This is a genomic window from Vicinamibacterales bacterium, assembly GCA_036504215.1.
In the GTDB taxonomy this organism is placed as follows: domain Bacteria; phylum Acidobacteriota; class Vicinamibacteria; order Vicinamibacterales; family Fen-181; genus FEN-299.
Genome location: DASXVO010000087.1, coordinates 19,645 through 33,844, shown reverse-complemented (window position 1 = coordinate 33,844; position 14,200 = coordinate 19,645). Strand labels below are relative to the sequence as shown.

At 64.1% G+C, this 14,200-nt stretch carries 13 protein-coding genes; 3 read left to right on the top strand and 10 right to left on the bottom strand.

The window, feature by feature from the left end; genetic code table 11:
• Window positions 1–2,826: a DEAD/DEAH box helicase family protein gene (locus VGK32_23520; protein ID HEY3384742.1), complete on the top strand. Its 2,826-nt coding sequence runs from the start codon at window positions 1–3 to the stop codon at window positions 2,824–2,826.
• A 9-nt stretch (window positions 2,827–2,835) separates the two neighbouring features.
• Here VGK32_23520 and VGK32_23515 read toward each other — a convergent pair whose 3' ends face one another.
• The 6 genes from VGK32_23515 to VGK32_23490 all read right to left on the bottom strand — a co-directional run bounded on the left by VGK32_23515 (window position 2,836) and on the right by VGK32_23490 (window position 8,040).
• Window positions 2,836–3,075 carry a type II toxin-antitoxin system HicA family toxin gene (locus VGK32_23515; protein ID HEY3384741.1) on the bottom strand — a complete coding sequence of 80 codons (240 nt, stop codon included), beginning with the start codon at window positions 3,073–3,075 and terminating at the stop codon, window positions 2,836–2,838.
• Entirely contained in the window at window positions 3,059–3,304 is a 246-nt protein-coding gene (locus VGK32_23510; protein ID HEY3384740.1) for a hypothetical protein, read from the bottom strand. The genes VGK32_23515 and VGK32_23510 overlap by 17 nt, the downstream gene beginning before the upstream one ends.
• 653 nt (window positions 3,305–3,957) lie before the next feature.
• Entirely contained in the window at window positions 3,958–4,320 is a 363-nt protein-coding gene (locus VGK32_23505; GenBank protein HEY3384739.1) for a hypothetical protein, read from the bottom strand.
• Window positions 4,321–4,879: 559 nt separating this feature from the next.
• The gene (locus tag VGK32_23500; protein HEY3384738.1) at window positions 4,880–6,124 is read right to left on the bottom strand and encodes a type II toxin-antitoxin system HipA family toxin; all 1,245 of its coding nucleotides are present in this window, start codon (window positions 6,122–6,124) and stop codon (window positions 4,880–4,882) included.
• A 781-nt stretch (window positions 6,125–6,905) separates the two neighbouring features.
• On the bottom strand, window positions 6,906–7,604 hold the full coding sequence (locus tag VGK32_23495; protein ID HEY3384737.1) for a hypothetical protein: 699 nt from the start codon (window positions 7,602–7,604) through the stop codon (window positions 6,906–6,908).
• Window positions 7,564–8,040: a hypothetical protein gene (locus VGK32_23490; protein ID HEY3384736.1), complete on the bottom strand. Its 477-nt coding sequence runs from the start codon at window positions 8,038–8,040 to the stop codon at window positions 7,564–7,566. The genes VGK32_23495 and VGK32_23490 overlap by 41 nt, the downstream gene beginning before the upstream one ends.
• Before the next feature lie 674 nt (window positions 8,041–8,714).
• Here VGK32_23490 and VGK32_23485 point away from each other — a divergent pair.
• On the top strand, window positions 8,715–9,410 hold the full coding sequence (locus VGK32_23485; GenBank protein HEY3384735.1) for a neutral zinc metallopeptidase: 696 nt from the start codon (window positions 8,715–8,717) through the stop codon (window positions 9,408–9,410).
• 52 nt (window positions 9,411–9,462) lie between these two features.
• Entirely contained in the window at window positions 9,463–10,929 is a 1,467-nt protein-coding gene (locus VGK32_23480; GenBank protein HEY3384734.1) for a M48 family metalloprotease, read from the top strand.
• Window positions 10,930–11,154: 225 nt separating this feature from the next.
• On the opposite strand, the gene VGK32_23475 is transcribed toward VGK32_23480, so the two are convergent.
• From VGK32_23475 to VGK32_23460, 4 genes are all read right to left on the bottom strand, one after another.
• Window positions 11,155–11,535, bottom strand: coding sequence for a hypothetical protein (locus VGK32_23475; protein ID HEY3384733.1), 381 nt, complete (start codon window positions 11,533–11,535; stop codon window positions 11,155–11,157).
• A 10-nt stretch (window positions 11,536–11,545) separates the two neighbouring features.
• Window positions 11,546–11,902: a hypothetical protein gene (locus VGK32_23470; GenBank protein ID HEY3384732.1), complete on the bottom strand. Its 357-nt coding sequence runs from the start codon at window positions 11,900–11,902 to the stop codon at window positions 11,546–11,548.
• Window positions 11,903–12,080: 178 nt separating this feature from the next.
• Window positions 12,081–12,944, bottom strand: coding sequence for a hypothetical protein (locus VGK32_23465; protein HEY3384731.1), 864 nt, complete (start codon window positions 12,942–12,944; stop codon window positions 12,081–12,083).
• Window positions 12,945–13,047: 103 nt separating this feature from the next.
• Complete coding sequence (locus tag VGK32_23460; GenBank protein ID HEY3384730.1) at window positions 13,048–13,695, bottom strand: hypothetical protein; 648 nt, start codon at window positions 13,693–13,695, stop codon at window positions 13,048–13,050.
• Window positions 13,696–14,200: the final 505 nt, after the last annotated feature.

Below are 14,200 nucleotides of genomic sequence, written 5' to 3'. Positions count from 1 at the left end.
GTGCCGAGCAGACCGATACCGTTGCTCGCCTCGCGGACTTCACCGCCCCAGGAGAAGATCGCGCTCTTCCGTTCGCTCTTCCGCGGTCGAGAGGACGTGTATCCGCGCCGGTTCGAGAGTCGGCGGACAGGGAAGGCAGGCTATCAGCCCGCCTGTGGCAACGAGTGGGTGAGGGGCCTGTGCGAGAAGCCCCGGATCAAGTGCACGGACTGTCCACAGCGTCGCTTTCTTCCGGTGACCGACGACGTCATCAGTTGGCATCTGACAGGGAAGGACGCCGCAGGACTGCCATTCGTTGCGGGCGTGTACCCGCTGCTGCTGGACGAGACCTGCCACTTCCTCGCGATCGACTTCGACAAGGAGGGCTGGCAGGAGGATGCCGTCGCCTTCCTCGCGACCTGCCGGCGGTTCGATTTGCCGGCGGCCCTCGAGCGGTCTCGCTCCGGGCGAGGCGGACATGTCTGGATGTTCTTCGACCGGGCCATACCGGCGGCGCTCGCCCGCAGACTGGGATCCTTCCTGCTCACCGAGACGATGGAAGGGCGGCCGGACATCGGGTTGGATTCGTACGACCGGCTGTTTCCGAATCAGGACACGATGCCGCAAGGTGGCTTCGGGAACCTCATCGCCCTGCCCCTGCAGAAGCGAGCCCGCGACCAGGGACACAGTGTGTTTCTCAACGACAATCTGTCGCCCTGGTTGGACCAGTGGGCCTTTCTGGCAGGTGTCCGGCGAGTCAGTCGGGACCACGCCGAGCGGCTGGCGCAGGAGGCCGAACACAACGGTCGCATCCTCGGCGTACGGCTGCCGCCGGACGAGGACGATGACGACGCTCCGTGGATCGCACCGCCCTCACGTGGTCACAAAGACCCGCCGGTCACCGGGCTTCTTCCGAAGTCGATTGAGATCGTCCAGGCGAACCAGCTCTACATCCCGAAGGACGGCCTGAACCCCGGTCTGCGGAATCGGTTGCTGCGGGTGGCGGCCTTTCAGAACCCCGAGTTCTACGCGGCACAGGCGATGCGGTTCTCCACGTTCGGCAAGCCTCGCGTGGTGGCCTGTGCGGAGGACCATCCCCATCACATCGGTCTGCCACGAGGCTGCCTGGACGATGTGCGCGCGGTGCTGCACAACGCGGGCGTACGGACAGTGCTCCGCGACGAACGCCAGGCGGGCACGAATCTGGACGTGCGTTTCCAGGGAGAGCTGCGAGTCGACCAGCAGCGAGCCGCTGAAGCCATGCTGAGGCACGATACCGGCGTGTTGGCGGCCACGACGGCGTTCGGGAAGACGGTCATCGCGGCATGGCTTATCGCCAGACGCGGCGTGAACGCGCTTGTGCTGGTCCACCGCCGGCAACTCATGGATCAGTGGGTGGATCGATTGTCAACGTTTCTCGGCGTACCGTCGAAAGCGATCGGTCGGATTGGCGGCGGACGCGATCGAGCCACGGGCCGACTCGATGTCGCCATCATCCAGAGCCTGGTCCGAAAGGGCGTCGTTGACGATCGCGTTGCCGACTACGGTCACCTCATCGTCGATGAGTGCCACCACCTGTCGGCGCAGAGCTTCGAGAATGTCGCCCGCCAGTCGAAGGCCCGGTTCGTCCTCGGCCTCTCCGCCACGGTGATCCGCAAGGACGGGCACCACCCCATCATCTTCATGCAGTGCGGGCCGGTTCGGCATAGAGTCGACCCACGGACTCAAGCCGCCGCCCACCCGTTCGAGCACATCGTGCTTGTGCAGCCGACCGCCTTTCTGCCTCTGCGCGAGCCTGAGTCGGACAGACGCCTGGAGTTCCAGGCGTTGTACCAGGGCCTGGTGGAGGACGACCAGCGTAATCATCGCATCTGCGCCGACGTGGTGGAGGCGGTGAGCACCGGCCGGTCTCCGCTCGTCCTGACGGAACGGAACGAGCACCTCGACCGGCTCGAGGCCGGGATCGTCGGTCAGGTCGCTCACGTGATCATCCTCAGGGCCGGGCTCGGCAAGAAGCAGCGACTCGCGATGGCGGAACGCCTGACGTCGGTGCCGCCAGGCGAAGGGCGCGTCATCTTGGCAACAGGGAAGTACATCGGAGAAGGGTTTGACGACCCGAGGCTCGACACGCTGTTCCTGACGCTGCCCGTGTCGTGGCGGGGTACCGTCGCCCAGTACGCGGGTCGGCTGCACCGCCTGCACGATGGCAAGCGGGACGTGCGCGTGTTCGACTACGCCGATCTGAATGTGCCGATGCTGGCACGGATGTTCGACCGCCGGTGCCGGGGTTACGAAGCGATCGGGTATCAGATTCTCCTGCCGGCGAGTGCGATACCGGGCTGGCCCGCCGACGTGATCCTGCCGTCAGACCCCGTGTGGAAGCGAGACTACTCGGGGAGCGTCCGGCGCCTTGTCCGCGATGGCGTCGACGTGCCGCTGGCTAGTCTGTTCGTGCATGCGGCGCGTGCCGTGCCACCGGATGCCGAAGGAGCCGAGCGCGCCCGCAGCGCCACGGAGGAGTTCCTGTTCCGACGGTTGGAAACGCTGGTCGAGACCAAGGGGCGGTTCACGCTGAACGAGTGCTTACCGATTCCGTTCGACGGGCACGGGCGGCTGGAAGTCGACTTGCTCAGCGCTGAGACCCGCGTCGCTGTTGAGCTGGATGGAGGCCAGCACCTGGCAGATCCGGCGGCCTACCGGCGAGACCGCAGGAAGGACCAATTGCTGCAGGAGAACGGCTATTTCGTGCTGCGATTCCTGGCGGAGGATGTCGGGATGTGGCTCGACCAAGTCTTGGATGCGATCCTACGCACACTGTCTGGCCGGCGCAGGTCGAGCTCTATCTGAGGCGGACGGTCAACGGCGGAAATGCGGCTCGAGTTCGTCGGCGGCCACGAACCGGCTCGCCTGCCGAATGATGGCGCGGAGCGTGCCGGTATCCAGTTCCCGATGCGCGGGAATCGTCAGCACGTGACGCCCGGACGGCGAATCTCGGACGAGCTTGATGTGGCTGCCGTGCTGCGCGACGACACGAAACCCGAAACCGCGGAAGATACTAACGACCTCGTCGCCGGAAAGCCTACGAAGCTTTGGCATACGACGGCTGCACCTCGATCGTCACGAGCAGCGTCGGACAGTCTCGCAGGCCGAAGTCAGCGGGGTTTTCGCCATCAAGGTGGAGAGCGACCGCCCCGCGCAGGTTCTCGATGGTCTCATCGACGGTAGCGCCTTGCGTGACTACCGCAACTTCCAGGCACTCACCAATGAAACCGGACTGATCGCCGCGGCGAATTGTCGCGGTGATGTTCTGGCGCAGCTCAGGCATCGCTTCCCTCTGGACAATTGTAGCCCGCACGCCGGACGGCCGAACGCACATTCTGCCGAGTGCGTGGCATCATTGTGGGAGCCGGCGGAGTTGGGACCCTCGCCAGAGCTCGCTGGCGGGCATCGCGCGACGGTCGGGTTTGTTCAGCGATTGCAGCAGGACAGGCCAAACCCGTTCGGGTTCTGCGGAACATGCGGGTTTGGCGTCAGAAACTGGTGGAGGCGGCGGGAGTCGAAATCTCAGGAGCACCTTTTTCGCAACCCATTGATGGCGTGCGACTTCTGGTCTAAGTGCTTGCTAGAACAGCGACTTCCAGCCCGTCTCGACGTCCACCGGCGTCCTCTCCGGTCCTCTGAAGTCGACCCCCGTTGTGGAGATATCGTGGAGACGGTCGGCGGCGGCGGGTTCCCGCCGCCGGCCGTTTCTGGCGGCGGGCTCGGGACCCGATCCGGGATTTGGGGCTGATTGGGGCGGCGGGACACGGTGCTCTCCGCCGGCGCCGTCTCCAGGCTTCGGCCGCGAAACGACGTGTCAGGCCCGAAAACACTGGTCCAAACCTGAATCACCGTCTCCATATTCTCCACTCCCCCTAAAGCACGCCTGAGAAGTTCCAGTAGATCGCCCGCACGGACGGCGTGACGCGCGTTTGTCTGTTATGAAGGACCCAGCCCGGCAAGGGCCGCCAGGCGGCCCAGCAGAAGGGGCAGCCGTTGCTGAGTGGCAGGATCGGGCAGGAGGAATCCAGGGAGGGCGTCGACAAAGCGACTCGTGGCCAGCAACTGCCGGATGTCGGACGCAACATAGACGCGGACGTCAAACGGGGCCGTATGAACGTCATCGACGATCTCGGGACGGCCGTCGATCACCGCGATCACGTCTTCCAGATCGTGGCTGCCGCTGTAGTCGTCGTTACCGCGACCTCTGAAGGCATCCAGTTTCGTCGCAAGGAAGGAGACCGACGTGATGATCCGAATCCGGAGGTCCGCGATCTGTATGCGCTGCGCCGTCGCAATCATCGCTCGCTTGATGCCGCCGGCGGGCCGCGCGGGCCGAGGCCGTGCGGGCATCGACGCGGCAGGCCGGCGAGCAGTACACGTGCCCGCGGTCGCAGCGGCGACAGATCGTGAAGGGCTGAGTGCGCCGGGGATAGGTGCGGAGGCAGAGTGCGTCGTCCATGGAGCCGCACGCGGCCGCAGCTCCCACTGGCCGCCGGTGCCGATTCGTGGCACAAAGAAGGCGACTGCCTTGGGCCCATGGAGTCCGGGGGGGGCACCGGGGCCCGGAGGATCAGTCCGGGTCCCCACCTCATCACGGTCGGTTCAGCGTGCCGCAGCCTGCCGCTCCCGTCCATGCGCGGCGACAATTAGACCGGCAGAAGTAGTTGACGGCGCGCAGTCCACGCATGCCCGCTCTCCGCCGACACGCCAAGACTGTTTCACGGCGGGGCGCCGCGGCCCCTGCGGGGCCACGACGCCTGTCGGGGTCTTCAGAACGGATCGCGTCGTCTCGGTGAGATCGGTCGAGGGAAGTTCAGATTCGCGCGGTTCTACGCTCGCCCACACGTGGACCGGGCACTCAGAGACGTATTGTCTTCATGTGGCTTTCGATAGCTTCACGAATGCTGTCTGGTAGCGCTCGGACAGGTTCGTGTTGTGGCCAGAGATCACGAACAGCGTGTGCGGTTTCGCTTGCGATCTTCAACACAGCGCGAGTTGGCAAGCCAGCCTTCTCCGCGAAGCTCCGAAGCCGATCGATGTCTACTTCGCCGAACTCCTTCGTACCGCCGAGCGATAGAGCGAGGCGATCGTGTTGGATGAACGCGACGGTTCCGACGAGATCGTAGGCTGGTGCCAGAGCGGGCGTGCGGCGATCTGGGTAGATGAGAGACCAGTTCTTTAAGTGAGCGTCTCCGTTCCCAATGAGTACGTTGAACACCAGCCGGCGCACGAACTCGGATGCCCCTACTTCGCCGGTTTCCGCCCAAAGTACTTCGGCGATGTTGCTGTAGCTCGCCTTGCCGTACTTGTCGTCCGGATAGCGGTTGAACACCTGCGCGAAGTCCTCGATGTGGATTCGCTCTCCGCCCTCCGTTCGGTCGAAGCGGCGAACGGCAAGCGTCTGGCCAAAACGCTCTGGCAGACCGCTCGGCAGATCGCCGATCTCAGCAGTTGGCACAAGGCGGACTTCTGGCACTTGGACGCCGACTGCGGCGGCAAGTGTCATCATCGCGTACTCGGTCTCAGGGACGGAGTTGTACCGCGGCGAGGGCAATTTGGCTATCCAATCTCCGCCCACGCCTCCGACAGGGAGCGTCAGTCCTCCGGAGGTTTCCATCACCGCCGAGAACTTGAGCTGGACGCCTGCCAGCGAGAATCGAAGTGGCCGTTCTTCCTCGGCATGCGTCGGCTCTTCACCCTCAGCTCGAGGGGGCAAGGCACCGTCACTTGCTGCTGCGACGACCGCTCCGGGGAGATCGGCGCCGACGAGCCAGAGCAAGAAGAACTCTCGGTCTGGGTGGACTGCGCCGCGAGCCGCGAGATATTGGCGTAGATGTCCTTCGGGAAGGAGATTGGAGAAGAACGTGGGCAGCTTCGTGCGCGTCGGACGCACATTTTGTACAAGGTTGCCGTCGCGACCTTTGTAGCCGAGACTCAGGGTCGGGCGATTGTTGTCTTCGACGTATTCAGGGTCGAAGACAAACAGCGTAGCGTCATTCTGCAGGCGGGCAAGTGTGCCAACCGTGGTTTGCCCAAGACGCACTTCGAGGGTGCCCACAGGTGTGGAGATCTGACGGCGAGGTTCGCGTGCGACAGCCGTCATAGCAATCCTCAACTCGTTCAGCTGGTCTCCGAGTCACGGTCTTTGGTCTGCTGGCGGTCGTCATCCTCGTCCAGCGTATAGAGAGCCCGTTCTTCTGTCACGTTACCTCTGTTCCCCTCAACTAGCCCCTTGACGACTGGCACCAGCTGCCGCGGCACTAGCATCAGCTCTAGGTCCAAGACGCGAGCGACATCTTCGACCGTCGACAAGCGCGGGCTGACTAGTCCGCGTTCTAGGGTCGAGATCTGGCTTTGTCGCATGCCGAGTTTGTTGGCCACTTCCGCCTGCTTGAGGGCGTGGAGCAGGCGGCTCTGACGTAGCGTCTCAGCGATGGTCCTGTGAGGCATTGGATTATCTATTCGTGATGTGCACTGTAGCATATCACTAAAACGTGATTGTGGCAGCCCATTTGTTCCATGTAGGAATCATGTATACATAATACACTGCCAACGATATCACGTAAAAAGGATGTTGCCATTGCCGAGCCTATCTCGCTGTCGCCAGCTTGGAGGTTGAGCGTAAACTACGTCGAAGAGTCTGACAAGAGACCTCGGGAGCGCGTCGCAACTTCTAGTCCATCAAGCTGTTACGCAGATGATGGTCTGCTCGAGGTCCGCCGACCATCTCGGGCGTTTACGCTTCGGAGAAGAGCTGGGAGCGAACGAGCGCGAACAGAAGTAGTGCGGGTGTTCTTGTGGGAACGCGAAGAAGTGGGACCGATGTGCGATCCCGTCACGGGAGCCCGATCACCCACGCGGACGGCGGGGCGCGCGTTCGTCTGTTATGAAGGACCCAGCCCGGCAAGGGCCGCCAGTCGATCCAGCAGAAGGGGCAGCCGTTGCTGAGTGGCAGGATCGGGCAGGAGGAATCCAGGGAGGGCGTCGACGAAGCGCCCCGTGGCCAGTAACTGCCGGATTTCAGACGCAACATAGACGCGGACGTCAAACGGGGCCGTATGAACGTCATCGACGATCTCGGGACGGCCGTCGATCACCGCAATCACGTCCTCGAGATCGTGGCTGCCGCTGTAGTCGTCGTTGCCGCGAGCTCTGAAGGCATCCAGCTTCGTCGCAAGAAAGTAGACCGGCGTGATGAGCCGAATCCGCAGGCCGGCGATCTGAATGCGCTGCGCGGATGCAATCGCAGGTTTGTAGAAGCGATTGCTGAAGCCGAGAATGCGCTCATCCGTCGGCATCACATCGATCGCCAGGTCTCCATGTCGCCACCGGCAGGTCGGCGCGTTCTCGCTGTGATCTTCGCGCAGCTTCAAGGCGCGCAACCGTTCTGACAAGGTGACGTACTCGCCATACGACGGGACCTCGACGATGGTGTCCACATCGGTCGTGGGCCGAACACCCTCCGCTGCCGGATCGGTGATGAGGAGACCCGTTGCACAGCCGCCGACGAACACCAGGTCGTCAAGGAGCGGCTCGAGGAGCCTAACCGCGGCTTCGAGCAGACTCAGGTTCGGGTTGTTCATGGTCTCGAAGCCGGTGGACCAGTTCGCGTTCAGCGAGCGTTCGTTCCCGAGCGCGACCGTCTCGAAGCGCATCGATGAGAGACAACAGCTCGTACAGGAACGGATCGCGGAGCGCCGCAGCAGGAACCGTTCGGTACAGTGGTTCGAGCGTGACGCCTCGATGCTGTCCTTCGGGAAACGGCCAGACGGGCGGCAGGTCGGAGCCGGACTGGATCTGTTTGTTCAGCGGCGGTGCGGCATATGAGGTGGCCACGCCGCGCGTCACCTCTCCTCGCTTCGCGGGAAACGCGTATCTCAGGCCATGGACGAGGAACTCCTGGACGGGCTCGAGCAGCGGTCGGTTGCCGGTGTCACCACTCGACACGAGACGCGACAGCACGAGGCGCTTCAGAGCGGCATGAACTTCGGAGGAGCTGATCGACAGGTCGATGCCCATCTGGGCCATCGGCGGGCGAGGCCCGCGGTAACTCAGCAATTTCGCGAGAACCAGGACATCTTGCGGACGAAGAGTGGGTTGTGACATTCAGTATTCGCGATTCGCAAATACAGAATAGCACAACTCGAGGCGCGTGTCTCGCACCCTTCAAGGCGAGCGACGATCCGCGCATGGCCGTTTCCCGCAATGACCTTTATCAGGAAATCTGGGCCGAGCCGATGACGACGGTAGCCCGGAAGTACTGAGGTGTCGTCCAACTACCTGAAGCGCGTATGTGACGCGTTGGCGATCCCGTGTCCACCGCGCGGCTATTGGGCGAAGGTCGCCGCTGGGCAGGACCCAGCTGTTCCTCGACTTCTCCCTGCGCATCCGGGCCTGCCAGCCGCGTGGACGAATGGCGACACGGTCGCTGGCCAACTTCCCGTTCGCACGAGTGACGTCGCTGAGCGAAACGCGGCGGAACTAGGATCGCGCCCGCTTCACCACCCGCTGCCGCGAGCAGTCGCTGAACTCTACGAAGGCGGCAGGGTCAGCTTGACCTCACCTGTCCTGCCTGGCCGGTATCCTTCAGGTAGAATCTGCGGGATCGCGGGCGCGCCGACGTTTGGCGTTCCCCGCACGAGCCTGTCGATCGTGGTTGCGCCACAAAGTCTTGGAACAGGGAGGGCATTTCAGTGCACGCGATTGAGTTGATCTACGGTTCGCGAGTCTCCGAGGACATCGTTCTGCACGCGCCACAACACTGCACTGAATCGGTGAGTCACAGAGAGCCGCAGACGGCGACGCGTGCGGTCTCCTCTGGTACCGAATTGCCAGTGCAGGAAGACAGGACAAGGGGATGTCGGCACGTGGTGCCCCAGTTCGTGCGCCACCACGTAGGCCTGGGCGAATTCGCCCGGCGCTCCGAACCGCTGCCGCAATTCGTCGAAGAAACCGAGGTACAGGTAGACGAAGTGATCGGCGGGGCAATAGAACGGCCCCGTCGCCGACTCCACCGTGCCACAGGGCAGATGCTGCTCGGCATCGACCGGCGCGTGCGGGCGGCGCAACAGGCGCGCTCGTCCCAGGCCAACGCACTCTCGGTGGCGCTCGAGCTGCAGGCGGATTGCTTCGCGGGCGTCTGGGGGCACGCCGCGTCGCAGCCCGGTCGCGCCCAGCGGGGAGAAGTGGAACTGGACGGCGGCGATGCGGAGGCGCGACTACGGGCCGCGGCGGCCATCGGCGACGACCGTATCCAGCGGATGGCCACGGGCCGCGTGTTCCCGGAACGCTTCACACACGGCAGTTCCGAACAGCGGGTGACGTGGTTCAACCGGGGCTTGACCTCGGGGAGCTTGCAGGCCTGCAACACGCTGGGCGGCGGACAGTAGCCGGCCGCCGCCTCCGTTCGTTCCACGACGAAAGCACACTGGAGGCTTGATCATGGCTCGAGTGGGACTTGGGATCCGACGAGGCGTGATGACCGCTGCCCTGGCCGGTCTGGCGCTGTCGTGCGCCACGAATCCGGTGACCGGGAAGAAGCAGCTGGCCATGATCAGTGAATCGCAGGAAATCGCGATGGGCCGCGAAGCCGACAAGGCGGTTGCGGCCAGCTACGGGCTCTACCCGGACGACCGGCTGCAGCACTACGTCCAGACCCTCGGTACCTCGATCGCCTCGCGCACCGAGCGGCCGAGCCTGCCCTGGACGTTTCGGGTCGTGGACGACGCCGCGGTCAACGCGTTCGCGATTCCCGGCGGCTTCGTCTACGTCACGCGCGGCATCCTCACGCACCTCAACTCCGAGGCGGAACTTGCCGCCATCCTTGGCCACGAGATCGGCCACGTCACCGCGCGCCATTCAGTCAGCCAGATGAGCCAGCAACAGCTGGCGCAAGTGGGGCTGGTCGCGGGCATGATCGTGTCGCCGAAGGTCGCGCAGTTCGGCGGCCTCGCGCAGACGGGCCTTGGCCTGCTGTTCCTCAAGTTCAGTCGGGCGGACGAATCCGAGGCGGATAGCCTCGGCTTCCGCTACATGTTGAACGACGGTTACGACCCTCGGAAGATGGTTGACGTCTTCCGGATGCTGGAGGGCGTCAGCCAGCAGGCTGAGAGCCAGGGGCGGATGCCGCAGTGGCTGTCCAGTCACCCCAATCCCGAGAATCGCGAAGCCTGGGCGGCTCGCTCGGTCGCGTCGCTGAACCGCGACCCTTCGGGTCTCGCCGTCAACCGTCCCGCGTACCTGCGCCGGGTGGACGGTATCGTGTTCGGCGAGAATCCACGCGAGGGCTTCTTCCAGGGCAACCTGTTCCGCCATCCCGAGATGGCCTTCCGCATCCAGTTCCCGAACGGATGGAAGGGCAGCAACGAGAAGCAGGCGGTTGGCGCCGTGAGCCCGAACGAGGACGCGCTCGTCGTGCTGCGACTCGCCGCGGGGTCGAGCGCGCGACAGGCGGCGCAGAAGTTCTTCTCGCAGGAAGGTATCCAGGCGGGCAGCGAGTGGCGGCGCGAGATTGGCGGACTCCCCTCGGTGTCGACCACGTTCGAGGCGCAGAGCGACACAACCACGCTGCGCGGCCTCGCGGCCTGGGTGGAGTACCGGGAGCAGGTGTTCCAGATCCTCGGCTACACCTCCAGCCAGCGGTGGTCGAGCTACCAGGAGGCGTTCGCACAGGCCATCGGCAGCTTCGCGCGGGAGACGGACCAGAACGTCCTGAACGTGCAGCCGCGGCGCCTGAACCTCGTCTCGGTCGCTCGTCCAGCCACGCTCGACGCGCTGAACCGCGAGTACCCATCAACCGTTTCTCCGCAACTGGTGGGCCTGATCAACAATCTCCAGGGCAACGCGACGCTGCCCGCCGGCGAGAGGTTCAAACGCGTGGTCGGAGGACCGTCATGGCAGCCTCGGTGAGCCAGTAGCGCGCCTCGGACGTTCAACGGTGGCCAGCACGGCGGCCAGCATCGCCTTTGGGGAGGCAGTCACCCGCTGACGGAGCTCTCCGCACGCGCCAGCTGGAGCCGGCCGCTCGCCCGACACGGGCATCGACCTGCGCACACTATCACTGTCCTGACGAATGAGCGACCGACCAGCGCGTCGCGGCGCAAACCTCTCCGTGCCGGAACGGTCGGGGAGTCTTCAAGGCAGCGCGATGAAATCGTCTCCTCGAACAACCACTTCGTGCCGGCAACGCCCGCACGTGAAGGATGACTTTGAAGAGAGCAGGACAATCGGGTCCGTGCAATACGGGCAAGGGCCTTCCAGTTTTGTCTTCTTCGAGAGATAGCTCACGAACGGATTGAGGCCGGCAAGCCGAAGGGCACCGAGGACGAGCCCGGCAACGAGGGCGGGAACGCCAATCACCATTCCAAAGAACGTGGCCGAAACGAGTGCCCCTCCGAAGACCAGGATCAGGCACAGCGAGGTCACCCAGTCATCTGTCTCCGTCTTGGTCCAATGCGTCCGATTTGCGTGAATCGCCTGCATAGCCACCGAAACCCGACAGCTGCCGTCGCTCACCGAGTCCTTTTCAACTGCCGCCCGATGCGCGTTTGGCCTGGTCCGGAGACCGACCCAACAGGCGCTCGAGCTGGGCGAGGTCCGTCGGACGCCAGGTCGCCCCAAGGTCCCGCCGGATGAAACCCGCGACCACGTCGTACGGAAGCCTCGCGGCCGCCTCCAGCAGCCCCGCTGATTCCCGCGTGAACCGCTCCTGCTCCTCCTCGTCGGCGTCGGCCCGAAACGCTCGAAGCGCCTCCTCCAGCGAGCCGTGATCTTCCACAAAGTCCTCGTGTAGGTACCCGGCGAAGAAAGAGCCGGGCGTGGGATAGTCAGCCGCGGAGAGCGTCGGACGGCTCCCGCGTGCCAGCGTGCGTCGAGGAGCCATCGCGTAGCCTCCGGGTACGAGGTCAGGACGAAGAAGGTATTGCGGAGGTCGTCCCACCGAAGGACGACCAGGGCACCCGTGCAGGGGTGCGGTCGCGAGTCGCCACGCTCGACCGAGGAGCCGATCGTGCGGCCGTCCGGACTCCGATAGTGAAGCGCCAGGTTGGGCCGCGGGAATGTCAGTCGCCGAGCTCCGTTCGCTCGCGACGTCCAGAAACAATGGCCGCGATTCGTACCACGGAGACCGTGGCCTCCGCACACAGCGCTGCATCTCGGAATCCGGCTGTTCGATCGTGTTGGAGGCCGTTGGCGAGGTCGAACGCCGCCCTCGCGTGCTTGCGGGCGTCGGCATTCGCCGGTCCGGCGAGTTCCGCCGCAATGAAGGCCTCGAGCATTCGCTTCGCATCAGTGGCGCTGGGTTCCGACCCGTCCAGAGGCGGGTGACGGTTGCGGTTGTATACCGCCTGGGCGAGGGATATCAGCGTTTCTCGACACATGTGGCCCACCGCTTGGAACTGCTCCTCGGTCTGGCCCTCCCGCAGACGGAGACGAATCTCGTCCACTTGGCGGTCGACTTTCGGCCATCCGGTTGGCTCTTCGAACACCTCGGGCTGTGCGTCGGCACGACGTGCGGAGAAGACCGGGCGCCCTGATATCTCGTCGGTTTGAACCAGCTCCCAACCGTCGCGGCGGAGCTCGCCGTTGTACATCTCGACGAGTTGCCAGGCCTGGTCGCTATGCGGGCGAACCGCCGGATGTACAGTCCCGGACAAGAACTGCACGAACGCCTCGTCCGTTCCACGGAGCAGCTCGAACCGGTGGTCGTAGAAGACCCAGTCCGGCTCGCCGTCCTGGTTGTTGACGCGGTGTTGGCGGATGTCGCCGGCCGCAGTCTCATACCGTCCGTCGTCGGAGGGAAGAGCGGTTAGGTCGTACAGACGAGAGAGGAAGTCGATCTCGTTGAAGCGCCCGGCCCAGTCGTATGGTCCCTCAGCGAGACCGTCGGCAATCGCCCGCCTCGTGATCTCTGAGATCGTCTTCATGTCCGTCGCCTTCCCGTTCGCCTACCGATCGCTGTTCACCCCAGGCCGCATTGAGCCAGCTCCGGAGGCCGTCTGGGCGCAACCGCTGGCTAATCGGCCGCCGTCAGAGCGGGATCCGTCGCGCGAAATCGCGGATTCCTAGTATCACGAGTTGCACCTGGCGCGCGTCGTACGCCACGTACTCTCCGTGCGCGGCCTTGTTCCTCAAGTCCTGCCACGACGTGACGCTTTTTTGGTCCAACTTGTTGTACGCGCCGACGCGGGCCAGCTCTGAATTCAAGCTGTCGGCGCTCTTGGGTTTCCCATCTACGTCGGTCGCGATATTGCGGCTGCGACACAGTGTCCTGAGGTGTTGTTCCAAAACGCCACTGGCGAGAACGGCCGCCGGGTCCTTGTAGCCTAACGCAAGGAGGTGATCCGCCATGTCCAGAAAGTCGTCGAACACCTCGGCACGTATCAACTCCTGGATCGGTAGCAGGCCGCCGACTTCGAGGTCGTGACGGAGAGCGGCGACAACGCCCATCAGTAGTTCCAAGCGGTACTCGTCTGCCCCATTCGCCTTCAGGGCCTCAGAACCGCGTGAGAGGTAGGCGGAACCCGGAGGTGCAAGTCGTTGGATAGCCGCCTCAGCGCTGGTGAGCAGCTCATTGATCCTCGACGCAGGAATGGGATCGGCGTCCGAGTTAACGGCCTGGAAATGACGTTGCAGAATCGAGTCCAGTTGTTTGAGTATTGCGTCCGTGTCCATCATTGAGTGGTCCCTCGTGTCCGAGTAACCGATCATTCATTTGGAATGCGCCATTTTGCCGGTCCGGAGCCGGGAAACGCCCATGCGCTCGGACGGGGCGATGCCTACCGGTCGCATTCTTGCGCCGTTCGATGGCAGAGGCAAGTGGGTGTGGTGCGTTGGGTTGCGCGGAATCGATACGGATTCGACCGGAAGTTGCCGCCGGCCGTCTATCAGCCAGATTCCCGTGATAGATGGAAGGCGGCCCATCCCGGCGAGAACGTGCTCGCCAGCTCCCCCTTGCCTGTAGGAATCCTGCGTGCCCGGGAATGCTCGCGATGTGGCCAACGATGGCGCGGTCCCAGCAATCACATGTCTCATGATACGCCGGGCGACGCGCGCGTCAGGCGAGGTGTCAGGACCATTTCAAGTGGGCGCCATAGGATTCTTGAGACACCGAACCCATCAGCAAAAGAGCCCGACTGCCCATACTGCTCAGCGTGGGGCGCTTCGTGGTTGTGCGCTGGCA